The organism is Streptomyces sp. NPDC054770, from assembly GCF_053611985.1.
Genome location: NZ_JBSHBL010000002.1, coordinates 78,734 through 91,361, shown reverse-complemented (window position 1 = coordinate 91,361; position 12,628 = coordinate 78,734). Strand labels below are relative to the sequence as shown.

General features: G+C 73.1%; 13 protein-coding genes. 5 read left to right on the top strand and 8 right to left on the bottom strand.

The genetic code is table 11. The annotated features are described in order from the left end of the window. Positions 1 to 73: 73 nt before the first annotated feature. The 3 genes from ACWGKQ_RS02975 to ACWGKQ_RS02965 all read left to right on the top strand — a co-directional run bounded on the left by ACWGKQ_RS02975 (position 74) and on the right by ACWGKQ_RS02965 (position 3,689). On the top strand, positions 74 to 1,354 hold the full coding sequence (locus ACWGKQ_RS02975; RefSeq protein WP_453290091.1) for an FUSC family protein: 1,281 nt from the start codon (positions 74 to 76) through the stop codon (positions 1,352 to 1,354). Next, a complete protein-coding gene (locus tag ACWGKQ_RS02970) occupies positions 1,351 to 2,379 on the top strand; it encodes a hypothetical protein (RefSeq protein ID WP_453290090.1) in 1,029 nt (342 codons plus the stop codon). Before ACWGKQ_RS02975 ends, ACWGKQ_RS02970 begins: the two co-directional genes overlap by 4 nt. A gap of 107 nt (positions 2,380 to 2,486) precedes the next feature. Beyond that, positions 2,487 to 3,689 (top strand): lactonase family protein, encoded by a 1,203-nt coding sequence (locus tag ACWGKQ_RS02965; protein WP_453290089.1) that lies wholly within the window; start codon positions 2,487 to 2,489, stop codon positions 3,687 to 3,689. On the opposite strand, the gene ACWGKQ_RS02960 is transcribed toward ACWGKQ_RS02965, so the two are convergent. After that, the gene (locus ACWGKQ_RS02960) at positions 3,657 to 4,388 is read right to left on the bottom strand and encodes a DUF2470 domain-containing protein (RefSeq protein WP_453290088.1); all 732 of its coding nucleotides are present in this window, start codon (positions 4,386 to 4,388) and stop codon (positions 3,657 to 3,659) included. The two genes, ACWGKQ_RS02965 and ACWGKQ_RS02960, sit on opposite strands and share 33 nt — an antisense overlap. Before the next feature lie 106 nt (positions 4,389 to 4,494). Then, positions 4,495 to 5,100 carry a TetR/AcrR family transcriptional regulator gene (locus tag ACWGKQ_RS02955; RefSeq protein WP_453290087.1) on the bottom strand — a complete coding sequence of 202 codons (606 nt, stop codon included), beginning with the start codon at positions 5,098 to 5,100 and terminating at the stop codon, positions 4,495 to 4,497. Positions 5,101 to 5,223: 123 nt separating this feature from the next. Here ACWGKQ_RS02955 and ACWGKQ_RS02950 point away from each other — a divergent pair, with 123 nt between their 5' ends. After that, positions 5,224 to 6,765 (top strand): cytochrome P450, encoded by a 1,542-nt coding sequence (locus ACWGKQ_RS02950; protein WP_453290086.1) that lies wholly within the window; start codon positions 5,224 to 5,226, stop codon positions 6,763 to 6,765. Here the strand turns inward: ACWGKQ_RS02950 and ACWGKQ_RS02945 are convergent. From ACWGKQ_RS02945 to ACWGKQ_RS02930, 4 genes are all read right to left on the bottom strand, one after another. Continuing rightward, positions 6,721 to 7,557 carry a pentapeptide repeat-containing protein gene (locus ACWGKQ_RS02945; protein ID WP_453290085.1) on the bottom strand — a complete coding sequence of 279 codons (837 nt, stop codon included), beginning with the start codon at positions 7,555 to 7,557 and terminating at the stop codon, positions 6,721 to 6,723. The genes ACWGKQ_RS02950 and ACWGKQ_RS02945 overlap by 45 nt on opposite strands. A gap of 97 nt (positions 7,558 to 7,654) precedes the next feature. Then, a complete protein-coding gene (gene sigJ, locus ACWGKQ_RS02940; protein WP_453290084.1) occupies positions 7,655 to 8,629 on the bottom strand; it encodes an RNA polymerase sigma factor SigJ in 975 nt (324 codons plus the stop codon). After that, complete coding sequence (locus tag ACWGKQ_RS02935; protein ID WP_453290083.1) at positions 8,626 to 9,090, bottom strand: cupin domain-containing protein; 465 nt, start codon at positions 9,088 to 9,090, stop codon at positions 8,626 to 8,628. The genes sigJ (ACWGKQ_RS02940) and ACWGKQ_RS02935 overlap by 4 nt, the downstream gene beginning before the upstream one ends. After that, positions 9,083 to 9,814 carry an NAD(P)-dependent oxidoreductase gene (locus ACWGKQ_RS02930; protein WP_453290082.1) on the bottom strand — a complete coding sequence of 244 codons (732 nt, stop codon included), beginning with the start codon at positions 9,812 to 9,814 and terminating at the stop codon, positions 9,083 to 9,085. Before ACWGKQ_RS02930 ends, ACWGKQ_RS02935 begins: the two co-directional genes overlap by 8 nt. Before the next feature lie 270 nt (positions 9,815 to 10,084). Here ACWGKQ_RS02930 and ACWGKQ_RS02925 point away from each other — a divergent pair, with 270 nt between their 5' ends. After that, positions 10,085 to 10,276, top strand: coding sequence for a DUF5999 family protein (locus tag ACWGKQ_RS02925; protein ID WP_453290081.1), 192 nt, complete (start codon positions 10,085 to 10,087; stop codon positions 10,274 to 10,276). A 7-nt stretch (positions 10,277 to 10,283) separates the two neighbouring features. Here the strand turns inward: ACWGKQ_RS02925 and sigJ (ACWGKQ_RS02920) are convergent, their stop codons facing one another. Beyond that, positions 10,284 to 11,180, bottom strand: coding sequence for an RNA polymerase sigma factor SigJ (gene sigJ / locus ACWGKQ_RS02920; protein ID WP_453290080.1), 897 nt, complete (start codon positions 11,178 to 11,180; stop codon positions 10,284 to 10,286). A 67-nt stretch (positions 11,181 to 11,247) separates the two neighbouring features. Next, positions 11,248 to 12,549, bottom strand: a complete 1,302-nt coding sequence (locus ACWGKQ_RS02915) for an alpha/beta fold hydrolase (RefSeq protein WP_453290079.1) — start codon at positions 12,547 to 12,549, stop codon at positions 11,248 to 11,250. Positions 12,550 to 12,628 lie beyond the last annotated feature (79 nt).

Genomic DNA, 12,628 nt, shown 5'->3' with positions numbered 1-12,628 from the left:
CACCCACTAGCGCGCGCGAGTGATCTGTGGACAATACGTTCGACGTGCACCACGAGCGGGAACAGGCCAAAGGATGCAAGACGTACGGAAGTGGGCCGAGGGACTGCTGCGACTGCTGCGGCGGCATCGGGACCCCGTGGTCGTCCAGACGCTGCGGTCGGCCACCGCGGCCACGATCGCCTACGTGGTCGCGCTCCACCTGAGCCCGGAACCGGCCCCGCTCACCGCACCGCTGACCGCGCTGCTGGTCGTCCAGGTGACCCTCTACGCCACCCTGACCAACGGTTTCCGCCGGGTCAACGCGGTGGTGGCCGGGGTGCTGGTCGCCATCGCCTTCAGCCAGCTGGTGGGGCTGACCTGGTGGAGCCTGGCCCTGCTGATCGTGGCCTCACTGGGGGTGGGCCATCTGGTGCGCGTCGACGAGTACATCCCCGAGGTGGCGATCAGCGCCATGCTGGTGCTCGGCGTCACCACCATCAGCAGTACCGCGTGGGCGCGGATCGTGGAGACCCTGATCGGCGCGGTCGTCGGCATGGGCTGCAACCTCCTGCTGCCGCCCCCGGTGTGGGTGGACGAGGCCGGCGAGTCGATCGAGGGCCTCGCCCGCCGGCTGCGCCAGCTGATGCTGCGGATGGGCGAGGAGGCGGCGGAGATCATGCCCTGGCAGCAGGCCGCCGCACGGCTGCACGAGGCCCGCCGCCTGGACCACGCCATCGTCGAGGTGGACGCGGCGCTGCGGCAGGCGGAGGACAGCCTGCGGCTCAATCCACGCGTCCGGGAGGGCCTGCTGCACCGGGTGGTGCTGCGCACCGGTCTGGACACGCTGGAGATCTGCACGGTCGTGCTGCGCGTGCTGGCCCGGTCCTTCACCGACCTGGCCAAGGCCCGCGAACCCGAACCGCTGTTCGCCTCGGACACGGGTGCGGCCATGGAGCAGCTGCTGTCCCGGATCGCCGACGCCGTCGTCAGCTTTGCGGTCCTGGTGACCACCAGCATCAGCGAGAACGCCGAGTCGGCCGAGGCCCGGCTCGCCGCCGAGCTGCACACCGCGACCGGCACCCGCGACAAACTCGCCGACCTGCTCCGGGAGGAGATCCACCGCGACGACCGGAACTGGCAGTTGCTCGGCGCGGTCCTGACCGAGGTCAACCGGCTCCTCGACGAGCTGGACACCGAGCACCGCACCCGCCGCCTGCTGGAGGAGCTGGACCGGGTCTCCGCCGAGCAGCGCGCCAGGCTGCCGTGGCTGACCTGGCTGCGGGAGCGCGTGGGCGTACCGGAGCGGCTGCGGCGGAACCGGGCCGGTGGTGCGGAGCGTTCTCCGTCACAGACGGGGAAAGGAACGCGCCGATGACGGACACGACGGTACGGATCGACGGGAACACACTGCGGCTGCCGGGCGGGGTGGCGGTGCGGTTCGTGCGCACGCTGCGGCTGCCGGAGACGGGCACGCATCCGCTGCCGCCGGGGCTCGGCGAGTTCCCGGTGCGGCGGGTGAGCGACTACCCGGACACGGTTCCGGCCGAGTGGCGGGCGCGGGGCGGGGTGATGCTGCCGGTGTACCTGCGCGAGGCGATGTGGCTGAGCTTCGCGGGCACGGCGCGGCCGGCGGCTCTCCAGGTCGGCGTGGGCAAGGTGTGCGCGGTGTCCGGCAAGCCGTGGAGCGGCCGGCTCTCGCAGCAGCCGCAGAACTATCTGGTACTCCCCCGGCAGCCGTGGCTGGACGGGATCAACTCCGGGAAGGGCACGGTGCGCCAGTTCGTGGCGGTGCCGCTCGGTCTGGGCGCGACGGTGGAGGGGCAGGTCACCGGCGAGGAGGTGTGGGGCGGGGTGCAGCTCCAGTCCTTCCCGCTGTCCGAGGAGGCGCTCGCCGAGTACCACCGTCAGGAGCGGCTGCGGCGGGAGCGGCTGGGCCGGGGGCGGATGCGCAGCAGTCGGTCGGCCGGTGCCTCCGGTGCGGCACTGCCCATGGCGGCAGCCGCGCCGGGAGCGGCCCCGGCGGCGATGGGGCTGGGCGTCGGCGGCTCGATGCGCCAGGAGGTGTACGAGGACGACCGGCCGCTGCGGGACTGGGCCGAGACCCCGGCCGGACGCGTCTTCGTGCACCTGGTCACGCCCCCGCAGTGGCACCGCGTCACCGGCGAGGCGCCCCCGCCGTCGCCGGTGGACCGGGCGGCGTACACCCGCGCGGGCCTGCCCTGGTACGACTACTACGACCAGGACGCCCAGGATCTCGCCCCCACGGACACGCTGGAGGAGGTCAAGCCGGTCGGCGACTGGCTCGGCGACGACCTGGAGCCCTGGCAGCAGCCGTCCCCGGGGCAGGTGACCCCCCTGAAGGACGCGCCGGGCAAGCCCGTGGAGGACGGCGACTGGTAGCCATCCGTTGCACCGGATGCAACAGGTGTTGCCTTTCTTGCGCTGCCCCCTCGGTCCACGTCAAGGTGTGTCAGGTCCGGGGTGACTCACGACCTGAGGTGCGTGGCATGGGCAGTGGTACGGAAGAGGCGGGCGGCGGCTGGAGCCGGCGCCGGTTCGTCGGCGTGGTGGCGGGTGCGGCCGCGGTGGTCGCGGTCCCGGCCCCGGCGGCACCGCCCGCGCAACGGCCCCGCCGGACGGCTCGCCCGGCGGCCGCCACCCCGGCGCGGACGGCCTCGGCTCCCCGCCCGCTCTACCTCGGCACGTACACGTCCGTGGACGGCGGCGGCACCGGCATCGGCCTCGCCACCTACGACCCGGCGACCGGCGGGATCACCGGCACCGGCACGCTCACGGGGGTCGCCGACCCGTCGTACCTGGCCGTCCATCCGGACGGCGGCACGCTGTACGCGGTGAACGAGCGCGCGGACGGGAGCGTGACCGCCGTACGCCTGGCGGACCGGAGGATCCTGGGCAGCCGGAGCACGGGTGGGGCGGGCCCGTGTCACCTCTCGGTCCATCCCACCGGCCGCTGGCTGCTGAGCGCCAACTACACCTCGGGCAGTGTGGCCGTGCACCCGATCGACGCCACGGGCGCCCTCGGCGAGCGCACGGCCCTGGTCACGCACTCCAGCCCGGCCCCCGGACCCGGCCAACAAGGGCCGCACGCCCACCAGTTCATCACCAGCCCGGACGGCGGCCATGTCCTCGCCGTGGACCTCGGCACCGACACCGTCTACAGCTACCGCCTCGATCCCGCGCAGGGCACCCTCGCCGAGGTCGGCCAGGCGCACACGAAGCCGGGAGCGGGCCCGCGCCATCTGACCTTCCACCCCGGCGGCCGGTACGCGTACCTGGCCGACGAGGTGGGCGACACGGTCTCGGTCTGCGCCTACGACCCGGCCACCGGCCGGCTGACGATCGGCGAACCGCAGTCCTCCGGCAGCACCGCCGGCACCACCAACTACCCGGCCCAGTTCCTGGTCACCGCGGACGGCGCCTACGCCTATCTGGCCAACCGGGGCGCCAACACGCTCGCGCGGTACGCGGTCGAGGCCGACGGGGCCCGGCTGCGGCTGCTGGACACGGTGCCGGTGCACGGGGACTTCCCCCGCCAGATCGCCTTCTCCCCCGACGGCCGGCTGCTGTTCGCGGCCAACCAGCGGTCCGGCACCGTGAGCGTCTTCACCGTCGACCCGGACAGCGGTGAACTCCGGCTCGCGGGCGAGCCGTTCGCGTCACCGGTCGCCGTCTGCGCGCTGCCGCTGTAGCGTCCGCGGGCAGGAGGCGGCCGCGCTCGCCCGGGCGAGCAGGACGTGCATGCGCTCGGTGAGCTGGGCGACGTCGTCGGCGGGCGCGTGGAAGGCGAGCCGTACGTCGCCGTGGGCGCGGGTGCGTTCGATGCGCAGGGTCAGTCCGTGCCGGTCCACGGCCAGGGGCTGGACGCGGGTCGCGGCGTGCAGGCTCTCGGGCTCGACGAGCCGGGTGAGCCGCTCGACGGCGTCCGGGTGGGCGTCGGCGAGGTGGGTCAGCAGTTTGGCCTCGGCGCCGGCCAGCGGGTCGGGGCGGGCGGCGGCGAACTCGTCGAGGTCGACGACCACCGCGCCACAGGGACGGCGCAGCACCACGCGGGTGGGGTGGAAGACGAGGTGCTCGTCGACGGGGGCGAACCAGCCGGCCATCCAGAGCCGGGCCCGGATCCGGCTGCGCACCGGGACGGGAGCGACGTCGGCGAACTCCAGCACCGCGGACGGCTCGCCGCGCGGGGCGCAGATCGCGGCCGTGAGCAGTGCGCTGCCCTCGGGCACGTGCAGCAGCACCCGGCCGTCGTCGGCGACGGCGTGCGCGCCGACGTACTCCTCACGGCCGCCGTCCGCGGTCACCATGCACGACCACGCGACGGCCAGCAGGGACCGGGCCTGCTCCGCCGCACCGGGTCCGGCCGCCCAGGCCGCCTGTTCGTCACCCATCCCGAACCTCCTTAGGTAAGCCTCACCTAACCTATCGAAGATCGAGGGGTACGCCAAGCACGGCGTACGTCACGCATGTGAAGAACAGGGGATGACACAGAGGCCGTCAGGAGATGACGCCCAGCAGCGCCCGCGCGCACAGGTCCCGCACCTGTTCGCGCGTCAGTTCCTCGGTGCGCAGCCACTCCAGGCAGACGTGCGTGGTGAAGGCCAGCCAGCCGCGCACCGCGAGGCGGGTGTCGGGGCGCTCCTCCAGGGCGGGGCCGAACTCGGGGTCGGCCGCGAGGGCGGCGAGGATCTGACGCTCCTGGGCGGCCTGGGCCTGCCGGTAGACGCGGCGCACGGCCTGGTCGCCGGAGGCCTCCGCGCGATGGAAGGCGCGGAAGCCGTGCGCGTGGGTGTGGACGTAGTCGAGGTAGACGTCGAGGCCCGCGGTGAGCTGCTCGCGGGCGGGCACGCCGGGCTCGGCCGCCGTCATCCGCAGCATCCGCTCGCTCTCCCGGGCCACCACCGCCGCGAAGAAATCACGTTTCGTCGGAAAATAGTGGTACAGCAGGCCCCGGGAGACACCCGCGATCTCGGCGACCTGCTCGATCCACACGTCGTCGTACGGGCTCTCCGAGAAGAGCCCGGCCCCGACCGAGAGGAGCTGCTCGCGGCGCTCCGCGGTGCTGAGTCTGCGGCGGCTGCGCTCACCCTGGTTCGGGGCCATGCCCGCACTTTACTTGACGTGGGTTCAACAACGGGACGAGACTGAAAGCGCTTATTGAACCCACGTACAACTAAGCCACGTGCAACTGGATCGACGTGCCGCAGCATCGAGGGAGATCGCGTCATGGCGGAGACGGCCACGCAGCCGGGGACGGGGACGGACGGCCCGCTGCCCAAGGGGTTCCGGGGCGCCGAGCAGGGCTGGCCCGAGCTGCACCGCATCCCGCACCCGCCGCGCCGGCTGCCGCTGCTCGGCGACGTCCTGGGCGTCGACCGGCGTACGCCGCTCCAGGACTCGATGCGCATCGCCGGGCAGCTGGGCCCGATCTTCCGGCGCAAGGCGTTCGGCAACGAGTTCGTGTTCGTGTGGGGCGCCGAACTGGCCGCCGACATGGCCGACGAGTCGCGGTTCGCCAAGCACGTGGGGCTCGGGGTGGCCAACCTCCGGCCGGTCGCCGGGGACGGCCTGTTCACGGCGTACAACCACGAACCGAACTGGCAGCTGGCGCACGACGTCCTGGCCCCGGGCTTCAGCCGCGAGGCCATGGAGGGCTACCACGCGATGATGCTGGCGGTGGCCGGGCGGCTGACCGACCACTGGGACCGCGAGCTGGCGGCCGGCCGCTGGGTGGACGTGCCCGGCGACATGACCAAGCTGACTCTGGAGACGATCGCCCGTACCGGCTTCGGGCACGACTTCGGCTCGTTCGAGCGGGACCGGCCGCACCCCTTCGTCACCTCGATGATCGGCACGCTCACCTACGCGCAGCGGCTGAACAGCGTGCCCGGGCCGCTGGCCCCGCTGATGCTGCGGCAGGCCTCCCGGCGCAACGCGGCCGACATCGACCACCTCAACCGCACGGTCGACGACCTGGTCGCCGAGCGGCGCCGGACCGGCCGCGGGGAGGGCGACCTGCTCGACCGGATGCTGGAGACGTCCCATCCGGAGACCGGGGAACGGCTGTCCGCCGAGAACGTACGACGGCAGGTGATCACCTTCCTGGTGGCCGGCCACGAGACCACCTCGGGCGCGCTCTCCTTCGCCCTGCACTACCTCGCCCTGCACCCGGAGATCGCCGCCAGGGCGGCCGCCGAGGTGGACCGGGTCTGGGGCGACACGCCCGCGCCGGGCTACGACCAGGTCGCCAAGCTCCGTTACGTGCGCCGGGTCCTCGACGAGTCGCTGCGGCTGTGGCCGACGGCCCCCGCCTTCGCCCGCGAGGCCCGCGAGGACACCGTGCTGGCCGGGCGGCATCCGATGCGCCGGGGCGCCTGGGCGCTGGTCCTGACCCCGATGCTGCACCGGGACCCCGAGGTGTGGGGCCCGGACGCCGCGAGCTTCGACCCGGACCGGTTCGAGGCGAAGGCGGCCCGCGGCCGGGCCCCGCACACCTTCAAGCCGTTCGGCACGGGGGCGCGCGCCTGTATCGGCCGCCAGTTCGCCCTGCACGAGGCCACCCTGGTCCTCGGCCTGCTGCTGCGCCGCTACGGCCTCGGGGCCGACCCGGACTACCGGCTGCGGGTGACCGAGCGGCTGACGCTGATGCCGGACGGCCTGCGGCTGCGGCTGGAGCGGCGCACGCCCGCCCCGGCGCCGGTGACCGTGCCGGAGGCGCCCGCGTCAGAGAGCGGCGGCGGCTGTCCAGTGCACGGGGCGGGTGACTGACGCCGGCAGGCGCGTCCCCGCGTTGCCGCGGGCCGCGTCGAGCTGGGGCTGGGTCAGGAAGAAGGCGCCCGTCAGGTCCGCGTCGCGGAGGTCGGCGTTCCGCAGGTCGGCGCCGATCAGGTCCGCGTCCCGCAGATCGGCCCCGGTGAGGTCGGCCGCGATGAGGTAGGCGCCGCGCAGACTCGCGCCGCGCAGGTCGGCGCCCCGGAGCCGGGCGCCCATCAGGTCGGCGCCCCGCCGGTCCTTCTTCCTGCCGCGCACCCCCGCCCGGGCCAGCTCACTGGTCCGCAGCAGCAGCACATTGACCTCCTGCCGATGGGCGGCCACGTCCAGGGCGGCCAGCTCTTCGGGCGTACCGAGACTCAGCTGCTCGGTCTTCCGCAGCGCGGCGCGCAGCCCGGCGTGCACGGGGCGGGCGGCGGCCAGGCCCAGGGCCTCCGTCAGATACCAGAGCAGTTCGTGCAGCTGCCGTACGACAGGGAACGCCTCGAACATCCGGCGGGCGTCCTCCTCGGACCCGTCGCGCCAGTCCCGGCCGCCGAAGGTGACCTGCGAGACCTTCTGCCCGGCGCCGAGGCAGTCGTAGACCGTGCAGCCGTTGAACCCCTTCTGCCGCAGCTCGGCGTGGATGCCGCAGCGGTGGTCGCCGCCGAGGTTGCGGCAGGGCTTTCCGGCGGGCTTGTCGACCGCGAAGTCCACCGAGGCGGTGAACGGCAGGGCGACGCAGCACAGCCCGAAACAGCGGGCGCAGTCGCCGCTCAGCCGAGCCTGTTCGGATATCTGTTCTGGCACCCGTTCAGCCTACTGACCGGTGAGGACCTCCTTGTCCGCATTTCCCGGCCGGGCCGCGTCCGCCGCCGGCGACCGGCCGGGCTGCCGTCGGTACTCGCTACTGATCAGGGGCCTCGCCGGGGTCCTCGTCGTCCGGTCGTACGTGGGTGAGCTTGGCCGGGTTGGTCACGACGTAGACGCCGGAGACCTGGTCACCGTCCGGAGTGAGGTCCATGACCATCACGGCGTACGGGGAGTCCTCCGAGAACAGCACCGCGGCGTCGTCGCCGTTGACGCTGCGGTAGCGGACGTCCAGGTCCCCGGCGCGCCGCGAGGCGTAGCCGGCCAGCATGCGGGCGGCCTTCTCCCGGCCGTGGACCGGTCGCAGCCCGGCCCCCTGCCGGGCGCCGCCGCCGTCGATCCAGACCGTCACGTCCGGGGCGAGGATCTCCAGGAGCGCCTGGAGGTCGCCGCCGAGGGCGGCCTCGACGAACCGCTCGGTCGCCTCCCTGCGGACCCGGGGCCGGGCGCGGTAGCGGGGGCGGCGGGCGTGCACATGGGCGCGGGCCCGGTGCGCGACCTGACGGACGGCGGCGGGGCTGCGGTCGAGCATGCCGGCGATCTCGGTGTGGGGATAGCCGAACACCTCGTGGAGGACGAACACCGCCCGTTCCAGCGGGGTGAGGGTCTCCAGGACCACCAGCATCGCCAGCGAGACCGAGTCGTTGCGGACCGTGCGGTCGGCGGTGTCCGGGGCGAGGCCGGCGGTGGCGTCGGCGACCAGGGGTTCGGGCAGCCAGGGCCCGACGTACGTCTCCCGGCGGGAGGCGATGGCCGTCTGCCGGGCGAGCGCGTGGTTCACCGCGATGCGCACGAGGTAGGCACGCGGGTTGCCGATCTCCGCCAGCGGCGCCCGGTTGTTCTTCCCGGACCAGGACAGCCAGGTCTCCTGGAGCACGTCCTCGGTGTCGGCGACGCTGCCTAGCATGTTGTAGACGACGGAGAACAGCAGCTCGCGGTGGTCGGTGAAGAGCCGCGTCGCGGTGTGCGCGGGGCTGTCCTGCCGGTCTCCGGTGCCGGGTGACGTACTCATCCCTCTTCCTGGTAGCTGATGTGGTGTTCGGCCGCGATGGGATTGATCCTGGCGGGATCCAGGCGCCCCTCGGTGAGGACGGCGGGTCCCGCCGCGATCAGGTCCTCCACGTACCGCTCCCAGCCGCCGGGCGAGGAGATCTGAAGGACTCGGGGCGGCGGGTCGGAGGCCCGGCGAAGGGCGTGCGGGACGCCGCGCGGGAGCAGCGCGAACGTCCCCTTGGGCGCCCGGTGCCTCCGGTCGTCGAACTCGATCTCCAGGATGCCGTCCAGCACGTAGATGCCCTCGTCCGCGCGATGGTGGACATGCCGTGGGATGTCCTGGGCCAGGATCACCTCCAGCAGCGAGAAGCGCCCCTCGGTGTCGCCGGTCGTCGCCTTGACGGCGAACGCGGGCGGCAACGGGATCCGCCCCGGCCTGGCGGCACCCGGTTCCAGCAGGGTGAAACGGTCCTCAGACATGGGTGCGGTCCTTCTCGGCCGGCATGGGCTTCTTGCCTCCGAACGCCTCTTTGCGGATGACGTCGAGGAGGCTCGGAACGCCTTCCGTGGTGCGGACGTCGACGAAGGCGCGTACATGACGGTCGCCGACCGCCTCGCGCAGCAGCACGTTTCCCAGATCGGCTCGCGAGGTGAACCGGCCGGGCAGGCGTGCGGTGGCGACCTGGTAGTCGCTGACGGCAGCCGTGTCGAACAGCCCGGCGGGACGGACCACGGTCCACTGGTGGTCGCCGCCGCGCACGATCTCCTCCATGCGCCGCATGTCCTCGTACACGGTGCGCCCCATCGTGCGCGCGATGACGGGTTCGAGCACCTTCCGGAAGAAGAAGGTCTCGCCGGGTGCCGGCACACCGAAGAGCACGGTCGAGGACACACAGACCAGGCGCCGCACACCGTGTTCCGTCATCGCCCGGGTGATGTGGGTGATGCCCTCGGAGTACACGGTGACGGGGTTTCGGCTGTACGGCACCCCGAGCGTCGAGATCACCGCGTCCTGCCCGGCCACGACGCGTGCCACGGCGGCCGGGTCGAGCACATCCGCGCCGGCCACCCGCAGTCGCGAGTCGGTCAGCGGGAACGCCTCGGGGCGGCGGGTGACGGCGGTGACCGTGTGCCCTTCGGCGATCGCCTGCGCGGTGGTCTCCCGCCCGGTCGGCCCGTTCGCCCCGAAAATCACGAGTTTCACGTACTTCCCCTCTCCTGCTGGGCTCGGGCGTGCACACGGTGGCGTCGTCCAAGCTGCTTCTCTCATGGGAGGGGCCCGAGGGCGCCGAATGTGACACCCCGCTCCAGGGTGAGACACGGACCACACGACGAGAAGGGCACGCCGTCGACGCGCCTGATCTCCACCGGAAACTCACCACCGGGTTTCCGGCCCTGTGCGGGTCCTCTTCATCCGGCGGAAAACAAACTCGGCTACCACAGAGGCAGGAACCCGCAGGACAGGAGAGCGACCATGTGCAGGCATCAGCCCCCGTGCCCCGGCGCCGACCACCCCGACCGCCACCCGGCCGTGATCGTCTCGGCCCATCCCGAACAGGGCTGGAGCCTGCTGTGCGACGGCACGATCGTCTTCGACGACACGGGTGAACTCCTGCCCGACGGACGGGCCGTGAGCCCCCAGCGGCCCCCGGCCGGCGCCGTCTGAGCCGCTGTCAGTCCTCCCCCGCGACGAGTTCCAGGCGGGCGAGCCGCTCGGGGTCGGCCAGGATGTACATCTCGGTGATCCGGCCGTCGGCGACGGTGACCGCCATGACCGACAGCGGGCGTCCCTCGGGCGCGGTGACCATGCCGACGGCGCCGTTGACCAGCGCGAGCCGCGCCCAGCCCGCGAACTGCCGGAAGCTGTACGCCCCTTCGGCGACCGCCCGAGCGCCGCGCAGCACCTTGGACGCGGCCGCCCCGCGCACCAGCGCCCCCGAGTCGACGCGCAGCACCACATCCGGGTGGAGCACGGCGACCAGCGCCTCGAAGTCACCGCCCCGGGAGGCGGCCAGGAACGCCTCCAGCACCTGGCGTTGCCGCCCGAGATCCGGGTCGCCGGTGGGCGTGGCCCCCTGGACCCGGCGCCGGGCCCGGCTGGCCAGCTGCCGGGTGGCGGCCGAACTGCGTTCCACGATGGGCGCGATGTCGTCGAAGGGGACCGCGAACATGTCGTGCAGGACGAACGCCAGCCGCTCGGCGGGCTCCAGCGTCTCCAGGACGATGAGAAGGGCGACCCCGACGGAGTCCGCCTCCAGCACCTCCTGTTCGGGGTCGACGCCCGGCAGCGGCCGGATCACCGGGTCGGGGACGAACGTCTCGTCGATGGGCTGCTCGCGGCGCGCCGTCCGGGAGCGCAGCATGTCGAGGCAGACCCGGCCGACCACCGTGGTCAGCCAGCCGCCCAGGTTCCTGATCTCGTCCGCTTCGACACGCCCGAGCCTGAGCCAGGCCTCCTGGACGGCGTCCTCGGCCTCGGCGAGCGAGCCGAGCATCCGGTAGGCCACCGCGCGCAACCGGCCGCGGTGCTCCTGGAAGCGGTCGGCCAGCTGTTCCGCGTCCATGGTCATCTCCCCCGTTCCTCCATGGCCGCAGACTATGCGGACCCGCCACGCCCGCAACCCGATTTACGGGACGTCACGCCTCGTCGCGGGCGAGCTTCAGCAGCCGGTCCAGGACGCGGGGGGCTCCGGTGCGCAGTCCGTCGTGCTCGAACTCGTCGGTGACCCAGGTGCGCAGGCCCCGGACGGCCCGTGCGGTCCGCAGCGAGTGCCCGGCGTCGACGTACATGTCGTCGTGGTAGACGGCGGCGGCGACCGGGACCTCGTTGGCGGCGAGGCGGGCCGGGTCGTACAGCGGCTGCCAGTCGGTGCGGGCGGCGAGCAGGTCGGCCGTCTCCTTCAGCGGCCGCAGGGCCGGGTCGGTCTCGAACATCCAGGGGTGCACGGTCTCCCCGGTGAACAGCACCGGGGCGTCGCCCGCGAGCGCCTTGGCCGCGTCGAACTGCGGGAACTCCGCGCGGACCCGCTCGGCCGCCCAGGCGGTGGGGCGGGCGTCCTGGCCGTAGACCGGCTCGTGGACCAGGGCGTAGAGCGGGTTGCTCGCGTACGAGAGGAGGCCCTGGACCTGCTCCTGGAAGGCGTCGGAGAGTTCCGGGCCGGCCGGGGTGCGGACGAAGGCGTCCTCCAGGAGGAAGTGCAGGCGGTGGCTGCCGTCGCCGGTGCCCAGCATCAGGCCGAGGGACTGGAAGGCCTCGACGGTGAGCCGGTAGCCGTTCGGCAGCAGGGTCTCGCCCTCCAGGAGGTGCTCGGCGATCCGCCGGACCCGCTCGACGTCCTGCGGGTAGCGGTCGTAGTGCGCGGCGACCTTGCGCTCGATGCGCGGGTAGGCGGCCCGGTAGACGTCGTCGGCGTGTGCGTCGAGGGAGGGCAGGCCGCCGGTGATCACGGAGGTCTTCAGGCCCTCGGGGAAGAACGACAGATAGGTCACCGTGCAGAAGCCGCCGAAGCTCTGGCCGAGGGTCGTCCACGGGGCGCCGCCGGTGACCTGCGGGCGGATCGCCTCGCAGTCCCGGACGATCGAGTCGGCACGGAAGCGGGCCAGGTGGTCGGCCTGGGCGGCCGGGCCGCCGCGCAGCGGGAGGGTCTGCCGGTTGACCGGGGTGGAGCGGCCGGTGCCGCGCTGGTCGAGGAGCAGCACGCGGTACTCGTCCAGGGCCCGGTCGAGCCAGGCCTGCCGCCCGACGAAACGATTCGCCCCGAAACCGGGACCGCCCTGCAGATAGAGCAGCCAGGGCAGCTCCTGCCCAGCCTTGTCGCTCGCGACCGCCTCCCGGGCGTACAGCTCGATGGTCTCGCCGTCCGGGTCCGCGTGGTCGAGGGGGACGGTGAAGTGGCGGTCGGTGAGGACGACGCCGGGCTGGCGGTAGCTGAGGCTCAACGTTTCTCCCGGGACGGACGGATGGTCGCGCCCCAGTTCAGCACACGTCCGGGGCCGGTCCACCCCCGGGATCATGAAA

Coding starts and splice junctions, on each gene's coding strand:
- ACWGKQ_RS02965 (WP_453290089.1), top strand. CDS start 2,487: ATGGGCAGTGGTACGGAAGAGGCGGGCGGCGGCTGGAGCCGGCGCCGG.
- ACWGKQ_RS02975 (WP_453290091.1), top strand. CDS start 74: ATGCAAGACGTACGGAAGTGGGCCGAGGGACTGCTGCGACTGCTGCGG.
- ACWGKQ_RS02950 (WP_453290086.1), top strand. CDS start 5,224: ATGGCGGAGACGGCCACGCAGCCGGGGACGGGGACGGACGGCCCGCTG.
- sigJ (WP_453290080.1), bottom strand. CDS start 11,180: ATGACCATGGACGCGGAACAGCTGGCCGACCGCTTCCAGGAGCACCGC.
- ACWGKQ_RS02960 (WP_453290088.1), bottom strand. CDS start 4,388: ATGGGTGACGAACAGGCGGCCTGGGCGGCCGGACCCGGTGCGGCGGAG.
- ACWGKQ_RS02925 (WP_453290081.1), top strand. CDS start 10,085: ATGTGCAGGCATCAGCCCCCGTGCCCCGGCGCCGACCACCCCGACCGC.
- ACWGKQ_RS02970 (WP_453290090.1), top strand. CDS start 1,351: ATGACGGACACGACGGTACGGATCGACGGGAACACACTGCGGCTGCCG.
- ACWGKQ_RS02935 (WP_453290083.1), bottom strand. CDS start 9,090: ATGTCTGAGGACCGTTTCACCCTGCTGGAACCGGGTGCCGCCAGGCCG.
- ACWGKQ_RS02955 (WP_453290087.1), bottom strand. CDS start 5,100: ATGGCCCCGAACCAGGGTGAGCGCAGCCGCCGCAGACTCAGCACCGCG.
- sigJ (WP_453290084.1), bottom strand. CDS start 8,629: ATGAGTACGTCACCCGGCACCGGAGACCGGCAGGACAGCCCCGCGCAC.